The sequence below is a fragment of the Candidatus Avedoeria danica genome (genome assembly GCA_016703025.1).
GTDB classification, from domain to species: domain Bacteria; phylum Chloroflexota; class Anaerolineae; order Epilineales; family Epilineaceae; genus Avedoeria; species Avedoeria danica.
Genome location: JADJCV010000004.1, coordinates 2,599,122 through 2,623,393, shown reverse-complemented (window position 1 = coordinate 2,623,393; position 24,272 = coordinate 2,599,122). Strand labels below are relative to the sequence as shown.

Annotated in this window: 11 protein-coding genes; 7 read left to right on the top strand and 4 right to left on the bottom strand. The window is 70.4% G+C overall.

Annotated elements, in window-relative coordinates; all coding sequences use genetic code 11:
* Positions 1-100: 100 nt before the first annotated feature.
* Together secA and IPG72_13375 are read left to right on the top strand one after the other, a co-directional pair.
* Positions 101-2,995, top strand: a complete 2,895-nt coding sequence (secA, locus tag IPG72_13380; protein MBK6769975.1) for a preprotein translocase subunit SecA — start codon at positions 101-103, stop codon at positions 2,993-2,995.
* A gap of 66 nt (positions 2,996-3,061) precedes the next feature.
* Complete coding sequence (locus tag IPG72_13375; GenBank protein MBK6769974.1) at positions 3,062-6,121, top strand: hypothetical protein; 3,060 nt, start codon at positions 3,062-3,064, stop codon at positions 6,119-6,121.
* Positions 6,122-6,152: 31 nt separating this feature from the next.
* Here the strand turns inward: IPG72_13375 and IPG72_13370 are convergent, their stop codons facing one another.
* A complete protein-coding gene (locus tag IPG72_13370) occupies positions 6,153-7,031 on the bottom strand; it encodes a hypothetical protein (protein ID MBK6769973.1) in 879 nt (292 codons plus the stop codon).
* Positions 7,028-7,447, bottom strand: a complete 420-nt coding sequence (locus IPG72_13365) for a hypothetical protein (GenBank protein MBK6769972.1) — start codon at positions 7,445-7,447, stop codon at positions 7,028-7,030. Before IPG72_13365 ends, IPG72_13370 begins: the two co-directional genes overlap by 4 nt.
* A 452-nt stretch (positions 7,448-7,899) precedes the next feature.
* On the opposite strand from IPG72_13365, the gene aspS reads away from it, so the two are divergent.
* The 3 genes from aspS (at position 7,900) to IPG72_13350 (ending at position 15,405) form a co-directional block, all read left to right on the top strand.
* Positions 7,900-9,663 carry an aspartate--tRNA ligase gene (aspS, locus tag IPG72_13360; GenBank protein ID MBK6769971.1) on the top strand — a complete coding sequence of 588 codons (1,764 nt, stop codon included), beginning with the start codon at positions 7,900-7,902 and terminating at the stop codon, positions 9,661-9,663.
* Positions 9,664-9,770: 107 nt separating this feature from the next.
* A complete protein-coding gene (locus IPG72_13355) occupies positions 9,771-10,772 on the top strand; it encodes a hypothetical protein (GenBank protein ID MBK6769970.1) in 1,002 nt (333 codons plus the stop codon).
* 238 nt (positions 10,773-11,010) lie between these two features.
* Positions 11,011-15,405: an efflux RND transporter permease subunit gene (locus tag IPG72_13350; protein MBK6769969.1), complete on the top strand. Its 4,395-nt coding sequence runs from the start codon at positions 11,011-11,013 to the stop codon at positions 15,403-15,405.
* Positions 15,406-15,486: 81 nt separating this feature from the next.
* Here IPG72_13350 and IPG72_13345 read toward each other — a convergent pair whose 3' ends face one another.
* Positions 15,487-17,271 carry a VWA domain-containing protein gene (locus IPG72_13345; protein MBK6769968.1) on the bottom strand — a complete coding sequence of 595 codons (1,785 nt, stop codon included), beginning with the start codon at positions 17,269-17,271 and terminating at the stop codon, positions 15,487-15,489.
* A gap of 285 nt (positions 17,272-17,556) precedes the next feature.
* Positions 17,557-20,037: a CotH kinase family protein gene (locus IPG72_13340; GenBank protein ID MBK6769967.1), complete on the bottom strand. Its 2,481-nt coding sequence runs from the start codon at positions 20,035-20,037 to the stop codon at positions 17,557-17,559.
* Between the two features lie 213 nt (positions 20,038-20,250).
* Here IPG72_13340 and IPG72_13335 point away from each other — a divergent pair, with 213 nt between their 5' ends.
* Positions 20,251-22,572, top strand: a complete 2,322-nt coding sequence (locus IPG72_13335) for a VWA domain-containing protein (protein ID MBK6769966.1) — start codon at positions 20,251-20,253, stop codon at positions 22,570-22,572.
* An 87-nt stretch (positions 22,573-22,659) separates the two neighbouring features.
* Positions 22,660-24,159, top strand: coding sequence for an HAD-IG family 5'-nucleotidase (locus IPG72_13330; GenBank protein MBK6769965.1), 1,500 nt, complete (start codon positions 22,660-22,662; stop codon positions 24,157-24,159).
* Positions 24,160-24,272: the final 113 nt, after the last annotated feature.

The window sequence follows — 24,272 nt, the reverse complement described above, 5'->3', positions numbered from 1 at the left end:
GTCGGTCGCCGGATGATACTCCTCCAATGCAACGCTAACGCGCGGGCCTCTCGGGGGGCGCTATAATCGACCGGTCAACCCCACCCTGCGAGACCCCCACATGATCCAATCCCTCGTGACCAAGATCGTCGGCGATCCGAATGCCAAGACGGTCAAGCGCATCCAGCCAATCGTCCGGGCGGTGAACGCGCTCGAGCCTGAGTACGTTCAGCTGTCGGACGACGAGTTGCGCATGAAGACCGCCGAGTTCAAGGCGCGCCTGGCGGACGGCGAGGACTTGGACGATCTGCTGCCCGAGGCGTTTGCCGCGGTGCGCGAGGCCTCGAAGCGGACGCTCGGCATGCGGCACTTCGACGTCCAGATCATCGGCGGCACGGTGCTGCACCAGGGTGGGGTGGCGGAGATGCGCACCGGGGAAGGCAAGACGCTCGTCGGCACGCTGCCGCTGTATCTGAACGCGCTCACCGGCCGCGGCGTCCACCTGATCACGCCCAACGACTACCTCTCCAAGCACGGCGTCCAGTGGATGGGTCCGATCTACCACGCCCTCGGCCTGTCGGCCGGCGTCATCCAGAACATGGGCCACAACCCGGAGATGTCGTCGTTCCTCTACGACCCGGACTTCCAGGCCGCCGACGACCGCTACCAGCACCTCCGGCCCGTCCACCGCCGCGACGCGTACGCGGCCGACATCACGTACGGCACGAACAACGAGTTCGGGTTCGACTACCTCCGCGACAACATGGTCTGGGACCTCAGCCAGCGCGTCCAGCGCGACCTCTACTTCGCGATCGTCGACGAGGTCGACAACATCCTCATCGACGAGGCGCGCACCCCGCTCATCATCTCGGGCCCGGCCGAGGAGGCCACGGACTGGTACGTCCGCTTCGCCGACCTCGTCAGCCGGATGACGCCCGACGAGGACTTCACGGTCGACATCAAGCTGAAGGTCGTCACCCCGACGGACGACGGCATCGAGAAGCTCGAGCGCTCCCTCGGGATCGACAACCTCTACAGCCCGGAGCACTACCAGCTCACGCCCTATTTCGAGAACGCGCTGAAGGCGCGGGTCATGTACGAGCGCGACAAGGAGTACATCGTCACGGACGACGGCGAGGTCGTCATCGTCGACGAGTTCACCGGGCGGCTCATGCACGGCCGGCGCTTTTCCGAAGGCCTGCATCAGGCGATCGAGGCCAAGGAGGGCGTGCGCGTCCAGCGCGAGAGCGTCACGTTGGCGACGATCACGTTCCAGAACTACTTCCGGATGTACGACAAGCTCTCGGGCATGACCGGTACGGCCTGGACGGAGCGCGAGGAGCTCCAGCGGATCTACGACCTGGACGTCACGATCATCCCGACCCACCGCGACATCAAGCGCATCGACCGCCCGGACCTCGTCTACACCGCGGTCGGCGCCAAGTGGAAGGCCGTCGTCGAGGAGATCGTGGAGCGCCACGCCACGGGGCAGCCGATCCTGGTCGGCACCGTGGCCGTCGAGACGAGCGAGCGCCTCTCCCAGCTGCTCGAGAAGCGCAAGGTCCCGCACGAGGTCCTGAACGCCAAGAACCATGAGCGCGAGGCCGAGATCATCGCGCAGGCGGGGCACAAGAACGCCGTCACGATCGCCACGAACATGGCCGGCCGCGGCGTCGACATCCTGCTCGGCGGCAACGCCGAAGGCACCGCCCGCGCCGACCTCCGCAAGCGCGGCGCCGATCTCACGACGCTCTCGGCGCTGGACTGGGACGAGGCCGTCAGCATCCTCCGCTCCGGCGGGGACCCCACCGAGCGCTTCCCGACGGAGTGGGCCAAGACGCTCTCGGACGCCTGGCATCGCTGCGCGCGCGAGCGCGATGAGGTGATCGCGCTCGGCGGGCTCTTCGTCCTCGGCACCGAGCGGCACGAGGCGCGGCGGATCGACAACCAGCTGCGCGGGCGGGCGGGTCGCCAGGGCGATCCGGGCGAGAGCCGCTTCTTCGTGGCCATGGAAGACGACCTGATGCTCCGCTTCGGCGGCGACCGGGTGAAGCGCCTGATGGAGCGCTTCGGGGTCGACGAGAGCCAGGAGATCGAGAGCACCCTCGTCAGCCGCCAGATCGAGGGCGCGCAGGTGAAGGTCGAGGGCTACAACTTCGACGTCCGCAAGCACCTCCTCGAGTATGACGAGGTGATCAACGAGCAGCGCAAGCTCATCTACGGCCAGCGCGCCGAGATCCTGAGGCGCGAAGAATACCGTCCGATCTTCTGGACGATGCTCGAGGAGGAGGTCGCCGCGCTCGTCGATCTCTACACCGCCGGCGAGCGGGACGAATGGGACCTTGCCGGCCTGCACACCGTCGTCCGCTCGATCTTCCCGATCCCGGACGACGAGCACCACGAGGACTGGCGCTCCTGGTCGCCCGACGCCATCCGCAACCACTTGCTGGCGCTGGCGGAGGAACTGTACGACGCCAAGACCGCCCGCCTCGGGCCCGACCTCATGCACCAGCTCGAGCGCCACGTATTGCTTCGGACGATCGACAACGCCTGGATCCATCACCTGACGGCGCTCGACGAGCTGCGCACCGGCATCGGCCTGCGCGGCGTCGGCCAGGAGAAGCCGCTGGTGGCCTTCAAGCGCGACGGCTTCGCAATGTTCCAGTCCCTGCTCACGATCATCCGCGAGAACATCGTCCGCGGCGTCTTCCTGGCCGAGCCGGCCGAGGCGCCCCGCCCCGCCCCGCCCCGCCCCGCGCCCGACGGCGACGGCCGCGCGACGGACGGTGCCAACGGGTCGTCGGCGGCGCAGCGCGGCCGTGTCGGCGGGCAGGTGGCCGCGCCGCGGGACTCGCTCTTCGCCCGCGCCCAGGCCGCCGCAACCGCCGGCGCCCCCGGCGGCCCGGTCCGCGCCCAGCCCAAGGTCGGTCGCAACGACCCGTGCTGGTGCGGCAGCGGGCGGAAGTACAAGAGCTGCCACATGCGGGAGGATCTGACGGGGGTGGGGGTGCGCTAACCCGCAGCATGTTCGCTTCTCACAACCTTGCATCTCATCATCGCCAGGGAGGCCACCGTGCTCACGATGTCACGACGAATCACCGTGCTGTTCGTGTCTTCCGCGCTCGTGCTGTGTGGCTCAGCCGCACGTGATCTGCAGGCCGCCGTCGAGGGCTCGGCGCGCTCTGCGGCGGACCAGGGGCGGGCCTACCTCCCGCTGGTCGGCTTCTACGCCCGCAACGATCTCGTTCCTCCGGTGGAAGCGGGTGCGCCGACGGCCGCGGCGCCGCGCCCGACCGCAACGCCCCGATCACCGGTTCCCGGCGCCTCGGAGTGGTCCAACTTCACCCTGAGCCGGCACGTCACATCGCTGTACATGGACGCCGCCGGACAGCGCATGTGGGTCGGGACGACGTCGGGGCTGGTGACGTGGGACCTGCGCTCCGCCACCCCGCAGAAGTTCACCGTGGCCGAGGGTCTGCTGAGCAACGAGATCACGGCCGTCCACGTCGACCCGCTTGGCCGCGTCTGGGTGGGGCACGACCTTGGTGTCAGCCTGTCCGACGATGGGGGCCGCCGCTGGCAGGCGCTGCGCGACGCGGCGATGCTGTACGGCCTCGAGGTGACCGCGATCGTCGCCGATGGGGCGGGGGGGACGTGGTTCGGAACGCGGAGCGGGCTGGTTCAGCGGGCGGCCGACGGCACGTTCGACGTCGTGCACACGCCGGCGGTGCTCATCGATCAGCCGATCACCTGCGCGCTGCGCGACGCGGCCGGCAACCTATGGTTCGGCGCCGACGGTGCCGGGCTCGTCCGGCGTGCGCCGGACGGCGGTTGGCGCGTGTTCGGCCTCGCCGACGGCCTGCCGGATGCCGACGTCCTCAGCTTGGCGGCGGACGGCACGGGCGGAATCTGGGTCGGGATGCAGAACGGACTCGCACGCCGCGACGCGGTCGGCGGATGGACCGTCGTCCGCCAGGCACGCGGTGAGGATGGCCGTGGCCCGATCGAGCGGGTCGCCGCGGTGACCGTGGCGCCTGCCGGCGACGTATGGCTCGCTGCCGGCAACAACCTCCTCCATCTGCCGCGCGGCGCGAGCGAGGCGGTGTACAGCCGCGACGACGAGGTGTTCGGCGCCACGGCGGTGGCCGCGACGGCGGACGGCGAGCTCTGGGTCGGCGCCGAGACCACGCTCGCGCATCGCGCGTCCAACGGCGTATGGAGCGAGCGGCTGACGCCCGATGTCGTACCCGACGCCCAAGTGAAGGCCATCGCGCTCGGCGAAGACGGCGTCTGGTTCGGCACGGCCAGCGGCGTCGCGAATCGCGACGGCGACGGCGAGTGGCACGGTCTCACAGCGACGGCGGATGACTCCCAGACGTTCTTCTACGACATGGACGTCGCGTCCGACGGCCGCGTCTGGCTGGCGACGGGCTTCGGGCTGATCGAGATCGCCCCGTCCGGCGCGCAGAGGCTGCACCACCTCGAAGCACGGTTGCCGTTCTCCTACGTCGCAAGCGTGGCCCTCGACCCCGACGGCCGACCTTGGATTGCCTCAGGACCGGGGATGGTCACGGACGCGAACGTCGCCTGGCTGGGCGCCGACGGGGCGTGGCGGTCCCGTCTCGTCACCCATCCGCTCACCGGCGCGCCGATCTCGGATTTCATGGCCATCGAGATCGACGCCGCCGGTGCGGTCTGGCTCGGCTCGACCAGCGGCCTCTATCGCCTCGACCGCGACGGCCGCACAACGGGCCATTACAGCGCGTCCGACGACCTGCCCTCCAACCTCGTGACGAGCATCGCCGCCGATGCCAAGGGCCGCGTCTGGGTCGGGACGACCGGGCTGTTCAACCAGCTGACCGGCCAGTACGATGGTGGCGGCGTCGCGATGCTCGATCACGACATCTGGACGCAGTACACCGTTGACGACGGTCTCCTGACGAACGAGTGGATCACGGGCATCGACTTCGACCGCGACGGGGGCACGTGGTTCGCCACCGAGGCCGGCCTCAGCCACATGGACGCCGCGGGCCGATGGTCGAGCGCCGTCGCCGCCGACGGGCTGCCGGCGGGCCAGGTCATCGACGTGGCCGTCGCCGCGGACGGCGGGGTATGGGCGAGCGTCGCCGCACCGAGCGACGGTGACCCGAACGAGCGGCCACGACTTGTCGTGCACCGCCCTCCGGGTGGGGACTGGCGGACCGTCCCGACCACACTTGGTGCCGCGGCGACGCCGATCCACGTCGGCGGGATCGCCCGCAACCCCGCGGGCGGGATCGTCTTTGGTGCGCCCCGGCACATCATCTGGCAGGCCGCGGACGGGGCGCGCCGGAGCGCGTTCGCCGGCCTGCACCTGCTCGATGTCGGCGCGGCGGCGACCGACGCCCTCGGCAACGTCTGGTTCGGCAGCCCGATCGGTCTGGCGCGGCGCGCGCGAAACGGCGTGTGGCGCATGTGGTCCGCGACGGAAGGGCTGCCGGACGGCGTGATCGATGCGCTGCAGGTCGACGCCGAGGGCAGCGTCTGGCTTGGGCTCACGCAGACCGAGCCGGTCGACGGATCGGCGCCCACCGGCGGCGGTGTGGCCCGGCTCGGATCGGACGACACCTGGGAGCACTGGACGCGCCGGGACGGCCTCGCGTCCAACCGCGTCCGCGACGTCGCGCTCGGGCCGGGCGGGGTGTTGTGGGCGGCAACCGAGCCCGAAACCGACGAGTTCGGCGACACGCTCGGCGGCGGCGTCAGCCGGCGCGCCGGCGACGGCACGTGGACGACGTTCACGGCGGGCGATGGCCTATTGGACGACTGGACATCGAGCATCGTGGTGGCGGCCGACGGCGAGATCTTCGTCGGGGGCCAGGGTGGGATCAGCCGGCGCAGTCCCGCTGGCGAGTGGTCGTCGCTCGGGGCCGAGGACGGACTGCCGGACAGCGGGGTCGAGACGCTCGAGATCGGCCCCGGCGGCGATCTTTGGATCGGGACATCGGACGGTGCCGCACGCCGCCGTTCCGACGGCGCGCTCGACGTCTGGGGCCTCGCGGACGGCCTTGGGGACGTGAACGTCGTCTCGATCGGCGTGGGCGACGGCGCGGTGTGGTTCGGCCACCTGTTTCACGGACTGAGCCGCATGTCCCGGCGCTGATCGTCAGATCTCATCGGCGGAGCACGGCCGATCACACCGCAACGACCAGTCGCCCCCCCGCCCACCGATACATTCGCCCGCTGACCGCCTCGTCCCCCGCCTGCTCGAACGTCGCGCGCACGTCGTCGGCCACGGTCGCCAGGTGCGTCGCATCGGCGTCGCCGCACGCCAGGAGCACGTCGCGCGACGGCACACCGATGTGCAGCGTGCCCGGCACCCACTCGGACAGCGCGTCGAGGAGGTCATCCAGTAGGGCCGGCGCGGCATCGAGGCCGTCGCCGGTGTGCCAGGCCAGGACGACCTGATCGCCTTCGCCGAAACCGTCGGCTGGAATGCCTTGTGTCCGTTCGGCAAGCTGGCCAAGCGCGGCCGCCATGAGCGACGTGCCGTCGCCGTGCCAGTCGCGTGCGACATCGCTCGGCGCGAGCGGGATATGGCCGTTCGGCAGGACGCGGACGAAGAAGACGGCAAGGTCGGGGTCGAACGGGCAAGGCACGTTGTACGCGCCGGCTGGGACGGCGCCGTACCGAGCCAGCCGCGGGTACGGGCCGGCGGCATCGATCGCGGCGCCCGGCACGCCGAGGGCGGCCTTCAACTCCTCGACCGCATCGCCGACATCGAGTTCACCGTGCCGATAGCGCTTGAACACGGCATCGAGCTGGATGACGTACGGCTGTTCGCCGTAGCGCAATCGAACGACGAACGGGCGGACGTCGGCGATGGTCAGGCCATCGACGGCGCGCAGGCCGTCCAACACCGCGCGCTGGAAGCCGGGGGCGTCCAGGCCGTCCGCGCGGAGCCGCTCCTCACAGTCGTCCGTGGTCACCGATGGCGCGGCCGGCGCGGCGGCACCGGCAACGTCACCGGCGTCCGCGGCGGTGCCGCCGCGGACGTCCTCTTCCGCGGTCACCCCCCCGACTTCGTGGGTGTGGCCGTTGGGGTGGCGGAGCCCACAGGCGGGGCGCCTTCGGCCGTTGCTGCTGCCGTGCCGGACGCTCCCTCGTCCGCGTCGCCCGGGTCGCCGTCCGGCCCCGGATAGGGCGATTCCTGGGTCGGCGCCTCGAAGCGCTTCGGCGGGTAGCCCTCATCGGGCGGCGCGGTGCCGTACAGTTCGTCCCAGACCTCGGGGCCGCCGCTGATCGGGTCCGTGCGGAAGCTGCCGCTCGATGACGGTGCGGCCGGCGTCTCGGCGGATCCGCCCCCGCTCTCGCCGCCCGGGGCGGCGTCCTGGGGGCGGTTGGGCGTCGGGCTCGAGCACGCGGCCAAGCCGAGGGCCAAGACGAGCAGGCCGGCGGCGCGCGTGCGGTGGGTGCAAGGGCTGCGCATCTCTCACGTCCTCCACTGACAGGCTGTTGAATCGGGCCTCAGGCGCGTCGGGCGGACCGACGACGGGGTCGGGGCGCGCTCAGGGAGGACGAGTATACCGCCGGGCACAGTGCGACGAAAACGACAAGGCGAAGCTTGACCCATCCGCCGCGCGTCTGCCATACTTGCCGGCACCCACCTCCTGGACGCGCGCAGGTTTCGGTTCCTGTGTTCCTTTCATCCGGATTCATCCGCAATCCTATAAGGAAGGGAGGTGGTGTCGAATGGATAATAGTGCGCGTCAGAACGGCACCACCGAGGCGATCGCCTAGCGATCCTTCGGTGGATGCCACCGAACCGTGGGGGCTCCTTGTGGGCCCCCGCGGTGCTTTTCCGGGCCGATCACCATGTCCGGCCTCGTGACAGCGTCGACGTTCCCATGGTCGATGTTCCCATGCAGGGGCACCCCTCCGATGCAAACCGCTTATCGCACCCACACCTGCGGCCAGTTGCGCCGCGAGCACGTCGGCCAGACGGTGATGCTGGCCGGCTGGGTCCACCGGCGGCGCGAGCATGGCGGGCTGATCTTCGTGGACGTACGCGATCGGCATGGTCTGACCCAAGTGGTGTGCGATCAGGCGGCGGCGCCCGACGCGTACGCGCAGGCGGCCGAGATCGGCAACGAGTGGGTCGTCCAGGTCGAAGGGGACGTCGCGGCGCGGTTCGAGCGGAACCCGGACCTGCCGACGGGTGAGATCGAGGTGCGTGCGGCTGCAGTGCGCGTCGTGAACGCGTCCAAGGTGCCGCCGTTCGAGATCGCCCGCGACCTCAACCTGGACGAGGCGCAGCGCCTTCGCTATCGCTACCTCGATCTGCGGCGCGAGCGCATGGCACGGAACATGGACCTCCGCCACCGCGTCACGGCCTTCGTCCGCCATGCGCTGAACGAGCACGGCTTCATCGAGATCGAGACCCCGATCCTGACCCGCAGCACACCAGAGGGCGCGCGCGACTTTCTCGTGCCCAGCCGGCTGAACCCGGGCACGTTCTACGCGCTGCCGCAGAGCCCGCAGCAGATGAAGCAGCTCCTCATGGTGGCCGGCATGGACCGCTACTACCAGATCGCCCGCTGCTTCCGCGACGAGGACCTGCGTGCCGACCGTCAGTTCGAGTTCACCCAGGTCGACGTCGAGATGAGCTTCGTGGACGAAGATGACGTCATGGCGCTGAACGAGCAGCTGTTCATCGATCTCTGCCGGACGGTCGTGCCCGATCGGCCGATCCGCCAGGTGCCCTTCCCGCGCATGACGTACGCCGAGGCGATGCGCCGGTACGGCAACGACAAGCCGGACCTCCGTTTCGGGATGACGATGGAGGACTTGGGCGATCTGTTCGCCACGAGCGAATTCGCCGTATTCCGTTCGACCGTCGATTCCGGCGGCGCGATCAAAGCGATTTGCGTTCCGCGTCTCTTCAGCCGCAAGGAAGTCGGTGAGCTCGAGGAGATCGTCAAGGCGTTCGGCGCGGGCGGACTGGCGTGGGTGGCGTTCGAGAACGGCGAAACGCGCGGCTCGGTGGCCAAGTGGGTGGCCGACGCCGAGCCGGCGCTGCGCGAGCGGCTCGGCGCCGCCGACGGCCACACCGTGTTCATCGTCGCCGCCGCGCGCAAGGTGGCCGAGGACAGCCTCGGGCGGCTGCGGCTCCATCTCGGCGAATCGCTCGGCTTGATCGATCCCAACGAGCTGGCCTTCCTCTGGCTCGTCGCCCCGCCGCTGTTCGAGTGGAACGACGACGAGCAGCGATGGGATTCCGTCCACCATCCCTTCACCGCCCCCCATCCCGATGACGTCACGCGCCTGGCCAGCGACCCGGGTGCGGTCCGCGCAATGGCCTATGACGCGGTGCTCAACGGCGTCGAAGTGGCCGGCGGATCGATTCGGATCCATGATTCAGCGGTGCAGCAACAGGTGTTCGCGCTCCTCGGCATCGACGAGGCGCAGGCAAGGACCGAGTTCGGCCATCTGCTCGACGCCTTCCAGTACGGCGCGCCGCCGCACGGCGGGATCGCCTGGGGTTTCGATCGGACGGTCATGATCCTGGCCGGCGAGTCGTCGATCCGCGAGGTCATCGCCTTCCCGAAGACCGTGGCCGGCACGGACCCGCTGACGGGTGCGCCCGCGACGGTTCCCTCGGCCAACCTGGACCTGCTCGGCCTCAAGGTCGCCCCGCGCACCTGAAGCCGAGCCGTCGCCGCTCACCCGGGGACCCCACCCCAGCCGCTGGCGTTCCGTCTCGCCGCCGACATCCTGTTGTCGGTGGCACCGTGTACGACGAGGAGCGTCTGATGCATCCGCTTGCGGTCCACATTGACTTGCGCACCCGCTGCGCCACCCGCGCCGCGCTCATCGCGGCTCTCGCCCTCGCTGCCGTCGCCACGCCGGCGGCGGTCCACGCCCAGAAGGGCCAGTCGGCCGCCACCGACACGTCGACGGCCGGTGCCGGCGGCGCGATCCAGGGCTACGTCTACTTCGATGCCGACGGCGACGGCGCGTTCAGCCCGAGCGAGTCGGCGGTGGCCGGTGTGCCGATCCGTCTGCTCGGTCCGGAGGGCGTCGACACGGCGGCCACGGACAGCCGTGGCCTCTACCAGTTCACCGCTCTCGGCGCCGGCAGCTATGACGTGGCGATCGACACGTCGGCGCTGGCCGTCCTCCTCGGCACCGCCGATGGGCTCGACGTCCCGGGCTACGACGCGCTGCCCGTGGCGGGTGAGACGCTCTCGGGCGTGAGCTTCGGCCTCGATGCGTCCGAGGTCGGCCTGCTGGCCGAGGCGCTGGCCAAGGCCGTCTCGGCCGTCCAAGCGGCCCTGCCGAACGCGCTGCCGAACGCGCTGCCCGGCGCCGCCGACCCCATGGTTGCCGCGACGGACACCGTAACGGCATCGACGGCGGCCGACGACACCGGGGCGCTGACCGCAACGGCAGCCATGACGGCGACCACGGATGTGACGACGACGTCCGCCACGACGGAGGCCATGCGCCCGTCCAGCAAGGGCGGTCGCCAGACCGGCGGCGCGACGACGGCGACGACGTCCACGACCGCGGCCGGCACCGAGGGCATCACGACGACGGCCGCGGTCGACGCGTCGACGACGACGGCAGCCGGCGGCGATGCGATGGACGGCGTCGTGGCGGCGGCGGCGGCGACCTCCGGTGGGCCGGCGACGATGCCCGACGGCGGTTTGGCAGATCTCTTCGGACCGGGCACGCTGGCCGCGCTCGCGAGCGTGCTCGGCCTGCTCGGTGGCATCGGCGCGACCCGACGTCGATCACGCGATCCGCGATGATGCAGGGGGCGGGGCTCCAACCCCGCCCTGCCCGACCCGGATGCCCTCTCGGCCGGCCGTTGCGGAACCTCCGGCGGTCCGATATCGCGCTGGGGGTTGACGTCAGCCGGATCGCCCGTACAATGACGGCCGGTTACAATCTAGTTAAGACCGCGCTCGACCGACCGAGCTGCGGCGGAGAACCCCACCCTCTCCCCGCTCGGGCGATCCCTGCCACGAAGCACCGGGAGATCGACCGATGACACGTTTGACCCGTTGGGCCCTCGACCGGCCGTCCATCACCATCCTGCTCATGCTGGCACTCGTCGGCGGCGGCCTCTGGGCGGCGCGCGGGCTTGGCCGCGAGCTGATCCCGGACATCGAGCCGCCGACGGCCACCGTTATCGTCATCTATCCCGGCGCGTCCGCGGACGAGGTGACGAACTCGGTCATCAAGCCGATCGAGACGGCGCTGGACGCGATCACGGACATCGACGTCCTCGACGTGACCGCGACGGCGTCCGAGAGCTTCGCGGCGATCACGCTGCAGGCTGAGTACGGCACGAAGCAGGATGACATCCGGTCCGAGATCGAGGATCAGCTGGCCACCGTCGATCTGCCGGAAGATGCGAACGATCCCGAGATCATCCTCTTCAGCTTTGCCGACATCCCGGCGATCCAGGGCAGCATTTCCGGGGACATCGACGAAGCCGACCTGCAGCAGCTGGTCCAGAATGATCTCGTGCCCGAACTCGAGGCCATTGCGGGTGTCAGCCGGGTCGATCTGGCGGGGGTGCGTGAGGACAAGATCTACCTCAAGCTCGACCCCGACGCGATGTCGGAGAAGGGCGTTTCGATCGATGCCGTGAAGGGTGCGCTGGCGGCGAACGACCTCTCGTTCCCGGCCGGCAGCCTCGAAACGGACGGTCTGCTCACGCCGCTTCAGGTCAGCCATCGCATCACGACGACCGCCGCGCTCGAGGACCTCGTCATCGGCGGTGGCTCGGGCGGCAACGGCGGGCCGCCTTCAGGGCCGCCGAGTGGCGGTTCGAGCACGGCGTCGAGCGACGGGCCGTCCGGCGGCGGTTCGGCCGCCGCCGGGGGCACCACCAATGCCGGCGACGATGCGGATGCCGCGTCCGTCCCACCAACAGGCCCGTTCCCGATCCCCGAATCCGTCCAACAACTCGCCGAGTCCCTGCCGTTCGACCTGACGCTCGAGACGACGGACGATCTGACGCCCGAGCTGATCGATCAGCTCGAGCTCCTGGCGCCTGACGTGCTCCGCGACGCGGCAACCCAGATCTTCGACAGCCTGCCGCCCGGCGGGGCCGCGGCGTTGCCGGCGGATGTCCTGGCCGCGCTGCCGGCCGACATCCAAGCCGCGGCGCTGCAACAAGGCGAGGCGAGCGACGACTCGGCCGCCGGCGCCGACGATGGCGCTGCATCAGGCGGCGTGGTCCAGGTCGTCGTCGTCAAGCCCGGCGACACCGTGGAGCGCATTGCCGACCGGCTGGGCGTCGACGCCGCGGCCGTGCGGAACGACGACGGCGAGCCGGCAACGAGCATCGAGCCGGGCGATCTGGTCTACGTCGCGATGGCCTCCGCGACGGCCACCCCTGCACCGGGCGGCGAAGACGACGCGGCGGGGGACGGCGGGGCGAGCGACCAAGTGCGGCTCGGCGACATCGCCGAGGTCGTCCGCGAGCCCGAGGCCGCCAGCAGCATCAGCCGCTCGAACGGCCAGGGCAGCCTCGGGCTGCTGGTGTACAAGGAGCGGGGCACGAACACCGTCAAGGTCGTCAACGACGTCAAGGCGCGGATCGACGAGCTGCAGGACGACAACGACGACCTCGGCGATCTCGACGTCAACCTCGTGTTCGAGCAGGCGTCGTTCATCACGGAGTCGCTGAACGGCGTCCGGAACGAGGGCATCCTCGGCGGCCTGTTCGCCGTCCTCGTGATCCTGTGGTTCCTGCGGAGCATCCGCTCGACGTTGATCATCGCGGTCAGCATCCCGCTGTCCGTGTTGGCGGCCCTCGTCCTCATGCGCGTGCAGGGACTGTCGCTGAATTTGCTCACGCTGTCCGGGCTGACGATCGCCATCGGGCGCGTCGTCGACGACGCGATCGTCGTCATCGAGAACACGTACCGCAACCTGCAGCACGGCGTCCCGCGCCGGCAGGCGATCCTGCAGGGCGCGGGTGAGGTGGCCACGGCGATCACGGCTGCCACGCTCGTGACGGTGGCGGTCTTCCTGCCGCTCGGCTTCGTGGGCGGCCTGACGCGCGAGTTCTTCCTGCCCTTCGGGCAGACCGTGACGTACGCCCTGCTCGCCAGCCTGATCACGGCGCTGACCGTCATCCCGCTCCTTGCCAGCTGGTGGCTCTCGGCCGACAAGCTGCCCGTCGAGCACGAGACGACGCTCCAGCGGGTGTACACGCCGATCCTGCGCTGGGCGCTCGGCCACCGCCTCGTGACCCTCCTGATCGCGACGGCGATCTTCGCCATGAGCCTCGGCCTGATCCGCTACATCCCGCAGACCTTCCTCGGCGGCTTCGGCGAGCCGACGATCGGCGTGACGGTGTCGCTGCCGACCGGCGCATCGCTCGAGACGACGGACTCGATCGTGCAGCTCGTCGAGGATATTCTGGAGGACGACGACGCGATCGACGATATCGAGACGACGATCGGCGCCGGCTCGTCCGGCTTCGGTCTGTTCAGCGGCGGCGACCCGGCCAAGGCGTCCATCCTGGCCACGCTGAGCGAGGACGGGACGGGCAACAGCGACGACGAGGACGAGGATGAGGAAGAAGATTCGTCGTCCATGTTGTCGTGGTTCGAGTCGAGCGACCGCGAGGACCCCGCGGACGTCGCGGACCGCCTGCGCTCCGAGCTGGACGACCTGAACGACATCGATGAGGTCAAGGCGCGCCTTCAGGACGCGGACGAGGACACCGCCGACGCCGAGATGGCGCAACTGCGGACCGTCCTGGCCGCGGCCAACATCGAGGACGGCAAGGCGAACCGGGTCTTCGACTACGCGGTCAGCGTCGGTTCCGGCGGCGGCCCGCCGGCCGGGGTGTACGACCTGCAGGTTCGCGGCGACGACGAGCGCAAGGTCCGTCGCGCGACGGCGCTGATCATGACCGCCCTGACGGATCCCGACGAGTGGGACGAGGAAGGCTACGACGTCGACACGGACGATGAAGACGAGGACAGCACCAACGTCGACGGCCTGCCGATCATCAACCTGAAGAACAACCTGTCCGAGGCGCGTCAGACGCTGACAGTTGCGGTCGACCCGGCCAAGGCGCAAGCCGAGAGCCTCTCGACGGTCCAGGTGGCGCTGGCGCTGCGGAACATCTTCGAGGGCCAGGACGTCGGCGCGATCGAAGTGGCGGACGGGGACGACGTGTTGAAGCTCGACGTGCTGGCCGTCTACCCGGACGACCTGATCACGGACAAGGCGGCCCTCGAGAACCACATGCTCGAGGCCCCCGGCGGCGGCAAAGTGCGGCTCGGCGACATCGCCGACGTCACGCTCCAAGCGGGCGCGGTCGAGATCACCCGCGTGAACGGCGAGCGCGCTGCGCTCATCTCCGGTGAGATCACGGACACGGACACGTTTGGCGTGCAGGCCAGCGCGATGGCGATCATCGACCGCGTGATCGATGACCACGACGACCTGTTCGGCGACCCCGACAACGAGGACGAGGAGCCGCCCGTCAGCGTGGGCAGCGGCGTCAGCTCGAGCGAACAGCAGGACAGCTTCAACGACCTCCTGCTGGCGCTGCCGATCTCGATCCTGATCGTTTACCTGATCATGGTCCTGGAGTTCGGCTCGCTGTCCGTGCCGTTCGCCATCCTGTTCAGCCTGCCGTTCGCGGCGACGGGTGCGTTCATCGCGCTCGCCGCCACCGGACGCGCGCTGTCGCTCTCCAGCCTGATCGGGATGCTGATGCTCATCGGCATCGTCGTGACGAACGCGATCGTGCTGCTCGACTTCGTCCAGCAGTTGCGCAAGCGCGGCTACAACGTCCACGACGCGCTCATCGAGGGCGGGCGGACGCGCGTCCGGCCGATCATGATGACGGCCGTCGCCACCGTGATCGCGCTCATCCCGCAGGCGCTCGGCTTCACCGAGGGTGCGCTGCTGGCCAGCGAGCTCGCGACGACCGTGATCGGCGGCCTGACGACGAGCACGCTCCTCACGCTTGTCGTCGTGCCCGTTCTCTACAGCCTGTTCGCCGGCGTCGCCGGCGATTCGGCGGCGATGATGCCGCCGCCGAACGGCTCGGGCGACGGCCCGTCCGGCGGCGGGCGGCCACAGAGCCCGCCGCCGATGCCGGCAGGGCCGGTGCCGGCGATCCCGTCGCCCGGCCCGCGGCCGGACGCCCCGATCCCGCCGGCCCTGTTCCCCCCGTCGACGCCGACGACCCCGCCGCCGACCGGCCAGCCGACGGGCGGCGCGGTGCCGGATCCGTTGCTGACCGGCGGGGCCACGACACCCGCCGTGCCGCCGCCGCCGTCCAGCGATGTGCCGCCGACGCCGCCATCCCGGCGGCCGTATGAAGGGCCGGAGGTGTCGTGGTCCAGTCGGGGCGGGGTGGCGGATGCGGATGCGCCGGCGGGGGTGGAGCCGGGGAGCTAGTCCTCTGTCACTGGGCGCGCCTGTCCTCCCCATCGCGGGATGGGGAGGACGGTCTGGTCTATCCGGGGCCGGCGGTCGGCCTCAATCACACGGCAGCGCCCCCGCGATCCCGCGGTAGATCCGCAGGAGATCCGCCGGCGCCGGCGCGTTGAAATGCCGTGTCGGGTCGCCGGCGATGTACTCCAGGAGCGCGGTCTCGGCGTCGGCGCCGATCGAGACCGTGAAGACCGTCGCCTGGACTTCGCCGCGGCGGAACGCGGCGGCGGCGTCATAGACGTCCTGGACGGGCGAGCCGGCGTGCTTGCCGTCCGTGAGGAGGATGAGGACGGCCTCGCGGTCCGCGGACGCCTCGCGGCTCTCGAAGAGGACGCGGGCCTTGCGGAGCGCGAGGTCGATCCGTGTGCCCTCGCCGGAGGTGAGGCGGTCGAGGCCGGCCAGGAGGGAGGCCCGATCGTCCGACCATGTCTTGACGACGTCGGCTGTGCTGTTGAACGTCACGATCGCCGCCCGCGACGGCGGGAAGGACAGGTAGCCGACGAAGTCGCGCGCCGCCTCTACGCTGCGCGCGAGCTTCTCGCCCGCCATGCTGGACGACGTGTCGATGGCCAGGACGACGTCGAACGGCCGGCTCGGGATGCAGTGGTTGCGGTAGGCGACGGGCAGGTAGACATGGATCCGGGCGTCGGCCGTCGGCGGGACGCGCGTCGGCGTGGGCTCGGCGGTCGGGGCAGGCGTGCCGGGCGCGACGACGTCGACCGCCGGGACGTCGAACGGGCGCGAGGCGACGGTGCCGTCTGCATCCAGGTAATCGACATAAGCAAGCTTGCTGACGTCGTGGTGGCCGAGCTGGTTGGCCCGCAGCTTGTACGTCGCCGTCCAGCCGCCGGGCGGGAGCCGGTCGATCCGCCAAAGGAGGGAGGCGCTGCCCTCGGTGGCGGGCGGCGGGCTGGCCGAGCCGGGGATGTAGGACAGGGCGGCGGGCATGAGGACGCTGACCTGCAGATCCCGGATCTCGCCGGGCGCGCTGAGGCTGCCGGCGATCGCCCGATAGGCGTTGCGGAGGTCATCGGCGGTCGGCGAGTCGAAGTAGCGGCTCGGATCGCCGGCGATCTGCTCGAGCTGGATCCGCGCCGTGGATTGGACGCCGATGCCGATCGTGAAGATCGTCGTGCCGGCGGCGCGGGCGCGGGCGGCGGCCTCGGTGGGCTCCTCGGCGGTGGCCGCGTTGTGCTCGCCGTCCGTGACGAGGACGAGGACAGGCTTGGCGTTGGGGCGGTGGCGCGCCGAGACGAGCTCGGCCTGCCCGCCGTCGATGGCGGCCGTGATGTCCGTCCACATCGTGTAGACGGGCGGGATCGGGATGGCGTTGACGGCCGCGAGGACGGCGGCCTGATCGCCCGACAGCGGCTGGTGGACCACCACCCGTGACTCGAGGCTGAGCGCCGGCGTGAGGAACGAGATCACCGCCACCTGATGGACGCTGAAGTCCGTCAGCTGGACGAACGTTCGGATGGCCTCGACGGCCGGGGCGAAGAGGTTGTTGTCCCGCATGGAGGCGGAGCGGTCGAGGAGGAGGACGATGTCGGCGGGGGCGACGTCGCCGCCGCTGGGCGGGCACGTGCCGGTGACGTTGAGCGTGACGTCCACCGTGTCGCCGAGGGGGACGCGTTGGGGGGTGGCGGTCATGGTGGTGGTGGTGGTGCAGACGCCGGTGGGGGCGGCGGGGGATTGGGGGGCGGCGAGGGTGCGCGTTGGGTGTGGGGCGAGGAGGATGAGGGTGGACAGGGCGGCGAAGGCAGCGACGACGGGGAGGGAGAAGTGCGGGCGGCGCGTTCGCGGCGGGGCGGGGCGGGGGGACGGTGCCATGGGATCACCTCCGTGGGGTGGATAACGGCGGGGGTGGCGTCGGGATGGGGGCGTTGGGATGGCGATGGGATGAGGGAAGTGGGTGGGGGAGCAATTATCGTACCAGGGGCAGCAAGCGGCGCTCAGCCAGCCATTCCCGTCGCCTCATCCCGATCTCATCCACCGACCGTATCCTTGTGCCACAACCGAGCGGAAATACACCTCCTTGTGCAGCAGGTCGGGCCTTCTCCATCCCCCCCGGGAGAGAGGGCCCGATCTGCGTTTCTGCGTTTGGCGGCCGGCGGGCTATTTCAGCCGATAGCCGATCGGCAAGTACAACCGCTCCATCCAGTCGCGCCAAATCGTCGGCGTCGGCGTCGGCGTTGGCGTTCCGACGTCGACAATGGGTCGCGTGCCCGTCGCCGTCGCCGTCTGCGTGATCGCCGGCATGGACGGCGTCGCCGAGACCGTCGGTGTTGCGCTGGCGACGCCCGTCGCCGTCGCCGTCCCCCCCGTCCCGCCCCCGCAGACGTTCGCCCGCCCGATCGTCGGCGACGCGCACGATGCCCACGCCCCCGTGCCGTCCGGCTGCCGCGCCCAGCTCACGTCCGTCGTCTGCGCCCCGAACGTCACGCTGTCCACGACGGCATCCCTCGTCGCCAGCTGCACCAGCTCACCCGCCTTGCTCAGCTTGAAGTTCGCGTGGAGCGGTCCTTGCGAACCGTCCTCGTCGCACCAGATCGCGAGGAACGCGCCGGGGGCCAGCGTGACGTCCGGCAGCTGCCAGGCGTCGGGCTTCGTCGGGTCGTCGGACAGGAAGTAGCCGGCGAGGTCGATGGGCGCCGTGCCCTTGTTGAAGAGCTCGACCCAGTCCTCGTGCTCGCCCGCCTCGTCCACGTCGCCGACGCCGTTGTCGGCCAGGACCTCGTTGATCACGAGGTCGCTGTCCGCGGCGGGCGGGAGCTGGACGCCGGCGACGGTGTAGGTGCTCGGGCGGGTCAGGTTGGCGGCGGGGACGAAGACCACCTTGCCGTCGGGCCAGACGGCGCGCAGGTAGTACGTCACATCGGTGCCGGCCGGTTGTTGGGGGATCGTGGCCCTCCACTGTTGGAGGCCGCCCTCGACCGCGCTCGGCATCGGCAGCTCGACGGTTCGGCCGCCGTCGACGGCGTAGCGCAAGGAAACGGTCGACGGCGGCTCGCCGAGGAACGCGCCGTCCCAGCGCAGGCCGATCAGGACGTCGTCGGCCGACGTCGGCGCGCCGGGCGTCTGGTCGCGCGTCGCGTCGTACACGTTGCCGGCGGGCGGCTGGAGGTCGGGCAGCGCCGCCAGGTGCTGCGTGCGGAGCGTCACCAGCTTGACGATGCCCGGCGCGGGCCGACCTCCGCCCCCGCCTCCGCCACCGCCGCCCGCCAGGCGCACATCGTCCAGCAGCCCGGCCTCGAAGAACGACGTCCCGTACAGTGGGTTCGGGTCGCTCTTCACGCTCGCGGCGATGACGGCCTGCATCGCCGTGCCGTCGCGCTCGATGCCGGCCGGGGCGAAGGCGGCGCTCAGCAGGGTGCGGTAGTGGGCCAGGTAGTCGGCGCGCCAAGCCGGATTCGTGACCACGCGGCGCAGGAGCGGTCCCGCGCCGCTGCCGGACGTCATGTGGAACGGGTCGACGCGGGCCAGGGCCGCCGTGTCCGCGGTGTCCACGCCGCCGCCGGGGAACGTACCGAAGCTCTCGTTGATGTCCCAGGCCAGGATGTGGAAGCGCTCATCCTCGTCGGCCCGCCACAGGAAGTAGTTGTGGCCGACGTAGTAGCTGTCGAAGTTCGCGAACAGGTTCATCGCGGCGACGTACCACAGCACCCGGTCGACGTCGAGGTGGTCGGCCAGCGCCGCCGGTAGATCGGCCTCCGCCGCTCCGCCCGCGCCGGTCGGCGCGTCGAGGGCGCGGGTCAGCTCGCGCAGGCCCGTCCAAGCCGTGTCGCCGGCGTCCGGTGTCTTGAGCTCGTAGCGGGACTTGTAGAGCGCCAGGTCCTCGCCCAGCCAGGCGAGAGACGCGCCGAAGCCTCCTCCTCCGGGGCGCTGGTCGGGCGATAGGGCGTCGTCGTCGCCCGCCGCGATATCCGGCGCCGCCGCCTCCGGCGGATCGGCCTTGAAGCGCCAGCCGTTGTTCGAGCGGAACCAATGCTTGATGAACGTCCCCTCGATCTGCTCGACCGCCACGTAGAACCCGAAGTACGCGCCGTTGACATGAACCCGCGCCCAGCCGATGCGCGGCATCGGCATGAACGGCGAGAGCGACTTGCTCGTCAGCGCCTCGCGGACGAACGTCGGGTCGGAGAAGCCGTTGTTGAAGTTGATCACGTCGTGCCCGCCGACCGTCTGGCCGGCGACGTTCGCGTCGAACGTGATGTTCAGCGGTTTCTTCCGCCCGGCGCCGCGCTGCGAGCTGTTGCCCTTGTAGGCCACCGCCACGTCGGCGAGCGCCACGCCGTCGACCTCGATGTCCGCTTGGACGGTCTGATCCGCCGCCAGCGCGCTCTCCCAGTCGGCGCGGTCGAACGTGAGCTTGTAGTCATGGACGGTCGCAAGATCGAACGGGTCGATCGCGGCGGTTTGCTGTGCCGTCGCCGGACCGGCGGCACGATGCGCGTCGACCGCCGCATGCCACGGCTGCGCGCCGCGGGCCGGCGTGGGCAGCACGAGCGCCACGGCGACGAGCAGCACCACGGGCGCCGCGACCACGGCGAACGGGGCGGTGGCGGAGGACGGGCGGGGGCGTCGTCGGGTGGGCATCATCGGACTCCTGCGTCAACGCCGAGCGGGTGGACACGCAACGCGGTGTCCGCTGGCGGGTATAACGGGTGTTCCATATGGTAGGACAGGTCTATCATGTGCCGCATTCCGTACCGAACCGTTCATCGGGGACCGTTTTCAACCGAATTCATTGGGGACCGATTCATCCTGCACAACACCGATCGAACCCAATGCGAGGCCGACATGACTGGGATGCGCCTTCCCAAACCCCTTCTCCTCTTCGCAACGTCCCTCGTCACCGCACCGCTGATCGCCGTCATCTTCTCGCTGGCCACGCGCGAGGAACTGCCGGACTTCGAAGCGCTCTGTGACACCGGCCAGCCGTTCTACGCCGTCTCGTCCTACCGGGCGCAGCGCGGCACGAACCAGCAGCCCGGCCCCGGATCGGCGTCCGTCATCGTCTTCCAGGACACCAAGGACGAGACGGCGCACTACGAGCTGGCCACGTTCCAGCAGACCGGCGCCGTCTGGGGCCTCGCCTACCACGCCGGCCAAAACGCGGTCTTCGCGTCGACGTACCACAAGCGCGGCCTGCCGTACGGACCCGAAGGCCCGGGCGGCATCTACCGGATCGACCTCGCCACGGATGCGGTCACGACGTTCGCCGTCGTGCCGAACGCCGGCTCGCGCCAGCGCGCCGGGACGTTCACCAACGGCTCGTTCGAGCACGACTCCGGCACGGCGCGCAACGTCGGCAAGGTGGCGCTCGGCGATCTGGACCTGAACGACGACGGCACCGAGCTGTTCGTCGTTAACCTGAACGACCGGCTGATCTACCGCTACGACGTCGCCACCGGGGCGCTGATCGGCACGTTCCCGCACGGCGCGTTGAACGAGGAGTGGGCGCGCGACGCCCGGCCCTTCGCGCTCGAATTCGCCGGCGGCTTCGTCTACCACGGCCTCGTGAACGCGCGCGGGCCGGGCGCGGCGTTCCTGGCCAAGGTCTACCGCTCGCTGCCCGACGGCACGGACATGACCGAGGTCGCCAGCTTCCCGCTGCGCTACACCCGCGACCGCGTGATCCTCCGCCGCATCTCGGGCTCGACCGTGACATGGGGCCCGTGGTCCGACCAGCTGGCCGACATCCCGAAGGCGCGGGACCGGCTGCACGTCCCGCAGCCGATGTTGACCGACCTGCTCGTCACGGCGGACGGCGGGATCTCCGTCGCGCTGCGCGACCGCTACTGGGACATGAACACGCAGTGGGTGGAGGAAGAGCTCGCCACGGTGACCGCCACCGTCGTCCATCAGGGCGTTCCGACGCCGGACCGCACGAAGGAAGAGTTCACCTACCTGGTGGCCGAGAACGCGATGGGCTTCGGCGACATCCTGTACGGTGCGCGGACGGACGCCGGCTTCGACGTCGGCACGGATCCGGAGCGCTTCGACGACGAGAACGCGATCCGCCACGGCGAGAGCGCCCTCGGCGGGCTGGCATGCGGTGTCGACGCGGCCGGCATCGCCTCGACCTCGTACGGTGTCGCACGGGCGCCGTCCGAGAAGACGCTCGGCGAGGAGGGCGTCTACTGGTACGAGCTCGGCACCGGCAAGAAGACGTCGGAGGAGAGCCTCGGCCAGCCCGGGAGCATCGTCCCGCTGAGCCGGCTGCGCTCGACGAACCCGGTGTCGGCGCACGGGCCGTGGTTCGACTACAACTTCACGACGTACCTCCTGTACTACCGCGACGTCGCCAGCCTGGGGGACCTCGAGATCCTGTGCGCCGACTGCGCGGAATACGTGCCGCCGACCGCCACGCCGCTGCCCACCGACACGCCGACCGACACGCCGACGCCGACCGACACGCCGCCGGACGTGCCCACCGACACACCGGTCGGCCCGACGGACACCCCGACGCCCACGAACACCCCGGTCGACCCGACCGTGACGCCGACGCGCACGCCCGGCCCGATCTTCCTGCCGATCGCGATCAAGGAGCAGTGCGATCCGGTGACGATCGACGCCGACGTCGTCCTCGTGATCGACGCGTCGGTGAGCATGGCCGGCGACAAGCTGGTGGCCGCCAAGGCCGCCGCCCACGCCTTCGTCGGCGCGCTCAACCTGCCGGACGATCGCGTCGGGGTCGTCGCGTTCAACAGCGCCGCCGTGGTCGCCAGCCCGCTGTCGGGCGATCCCGTCGCCCTCCGCGCCGCCATCGACGGCATCGTGACCTCGCCCGGCACGCGGATCGACACCGGTTTGGCCGAGGCCGAGACGCTGCTGCGCGCCACCGGCCTGCCGCCGACGCGCAGCGCCGCCGTCGTGCTCTTGACGGACGGCCGCCAATCGGCCGAGCCGACGCTGCCGGAGGAGCGGGCGGCCAGCCTGCGCGGCCTCAACGTCGCCCTCTTCGCCGTCGGCCTCGGCACCGACGTCGACGCACCATACCTGCAACTCCTCACCGCCGACTCGGCACGGGTCTTCCTGTCGCCTCGCAACGAGGACCTGGCCGCGATCTACGTCACGATCGCGCGTCAGATCCCGTGCCCCGTCGAGGGCTTGTGGGGTCGACGCTAGCATCGCCCGTCGCGGCGGCCCTCCACGTCTGCTCACCGAAGCGGACGCGGAGGGCCGCCGCGTGGTCATGAGCGCGGCCGCGTGGCCATGACCGACAGCGACATCGAACTGCCCGCGCTGCCGATCGACGACGCGGCGGCCGATGGCAACGGGGCGCCGCTCGGCCTGCCGCCGATCGAGCGGCGCGTGTTCTGCAATCGCACGCTGAACCTGCGCAAGGTCCGGGCGATCGGCTACGACATGGACTACACGCTGGTCCACTACAACGTCGAAGCCTGGGAGCGCGCGGCCTATGAGCACATGCAGCGCAAGCTCAGCGCGCGCGGCTGGCCGGTCGACCACCTGGCGTTCGACCCGACGCTCGTCATCCGCGGTCTGATGGTCGATCGCGACCTCGGCAACCTCATCAAGGCGAACCGCTTCGGCTACGTGAAGCACGCCTCGCACGGGCTTCGTCGCCTGTCGACGGCCGAGAAGAACAAGCTGTACGCACGAACCGTCGTCTCGCCGGCCGACGATCGCTTCCGGCTGCTCGACACGCTGTTCTCGATCTCGGAAGGCGTGATGTTCGCCCAGACCACCGAGCTGCTCGACGCCCGCCTGCTGCCCGAGGTCATGGGCTTCGCCGATCTGTACGACGGCGTCCGCCGGGCGCTCGACCGGGCGCACATCGAGGGCGAGCTGAAGGCCGAGATCATGGCCCACCCCGAGCGCTACGTCGAGCTCGACCCGGCCGTCCCGCAGACGCTGTTCGAGCAGCAGCTGGCCGGCCACACCCTCCTGCTCATCACGAACAGCGACTACGCCTACACCGAGTTCATGATGGCGTACGCGTTCGACCGCTTCCTGCCGGATGGGATGACGTGGCGCGACCTGTTCCGACTCGTCATCGTCTCGGCCCGCAAGCCCGACTTCTTTGGCACGGACCGCCTGCCGATCTTCGAGGTCGTAACGGAGGACGGCCTGCTCCGCCGCTGCCCGAGCGGCATCCCGTCCGATGGCGTGTTCCTCGGCGGCCACGCCGCGATGGTCGAGCGCCACCTCGGGCTCGACGGCAGCGAGATCCTCTTCGTCGGCGACCATATGTACGGCGACGTGACGGTGTCCAAGGCGATCCGACGCTGGCGCACCGCCTTGATCCTGCGCGAACTCGAGGACGAGATCCTGGCGTTGACCCGCTTCCGCCCGACGCAGCGGCTGCTGATGGACCGTGTGGCGGACAAGGAGCGGCTCGAACATCAGATCTCGCGCCTCCGCCTCGACCTCCACCGCGACCGGGCGGCGGCCGCCGCCTCGCCGCCGCACCTCGCCGCCGCCGAGGCGCGCGTCAAGGCGCTGCGCGACGCGATCCTCGCCCTCGACGCCGAGATCGACCCGCTGGCCCGAGCCGCCGAGCAGCTCGGCAACGCCCGCTGGGGCCCGACGCTGCGCACCGGCGCCGACAAGAGCTACCTCGCCCGCCAGCTCGAGCGCCACGCCGACGTATATACGGCGCGCGTCTCCAACTTCCAGCTGGCGACCCCGTTCGCCTACTTTCGAGCGCCGTACGGATCGTTGCCGCACGATCCGGGACCGGCCGTGTCGTGACGCCCTGCGACGGTTTCCCCGTCGGCCAGCCCGTCGGGCAACCGTAGGTTTTCCGTCGGGTGAGCGACCGGCAACCGCGCGCCCGAACCCGTACACTGCTCGCAACACCGACG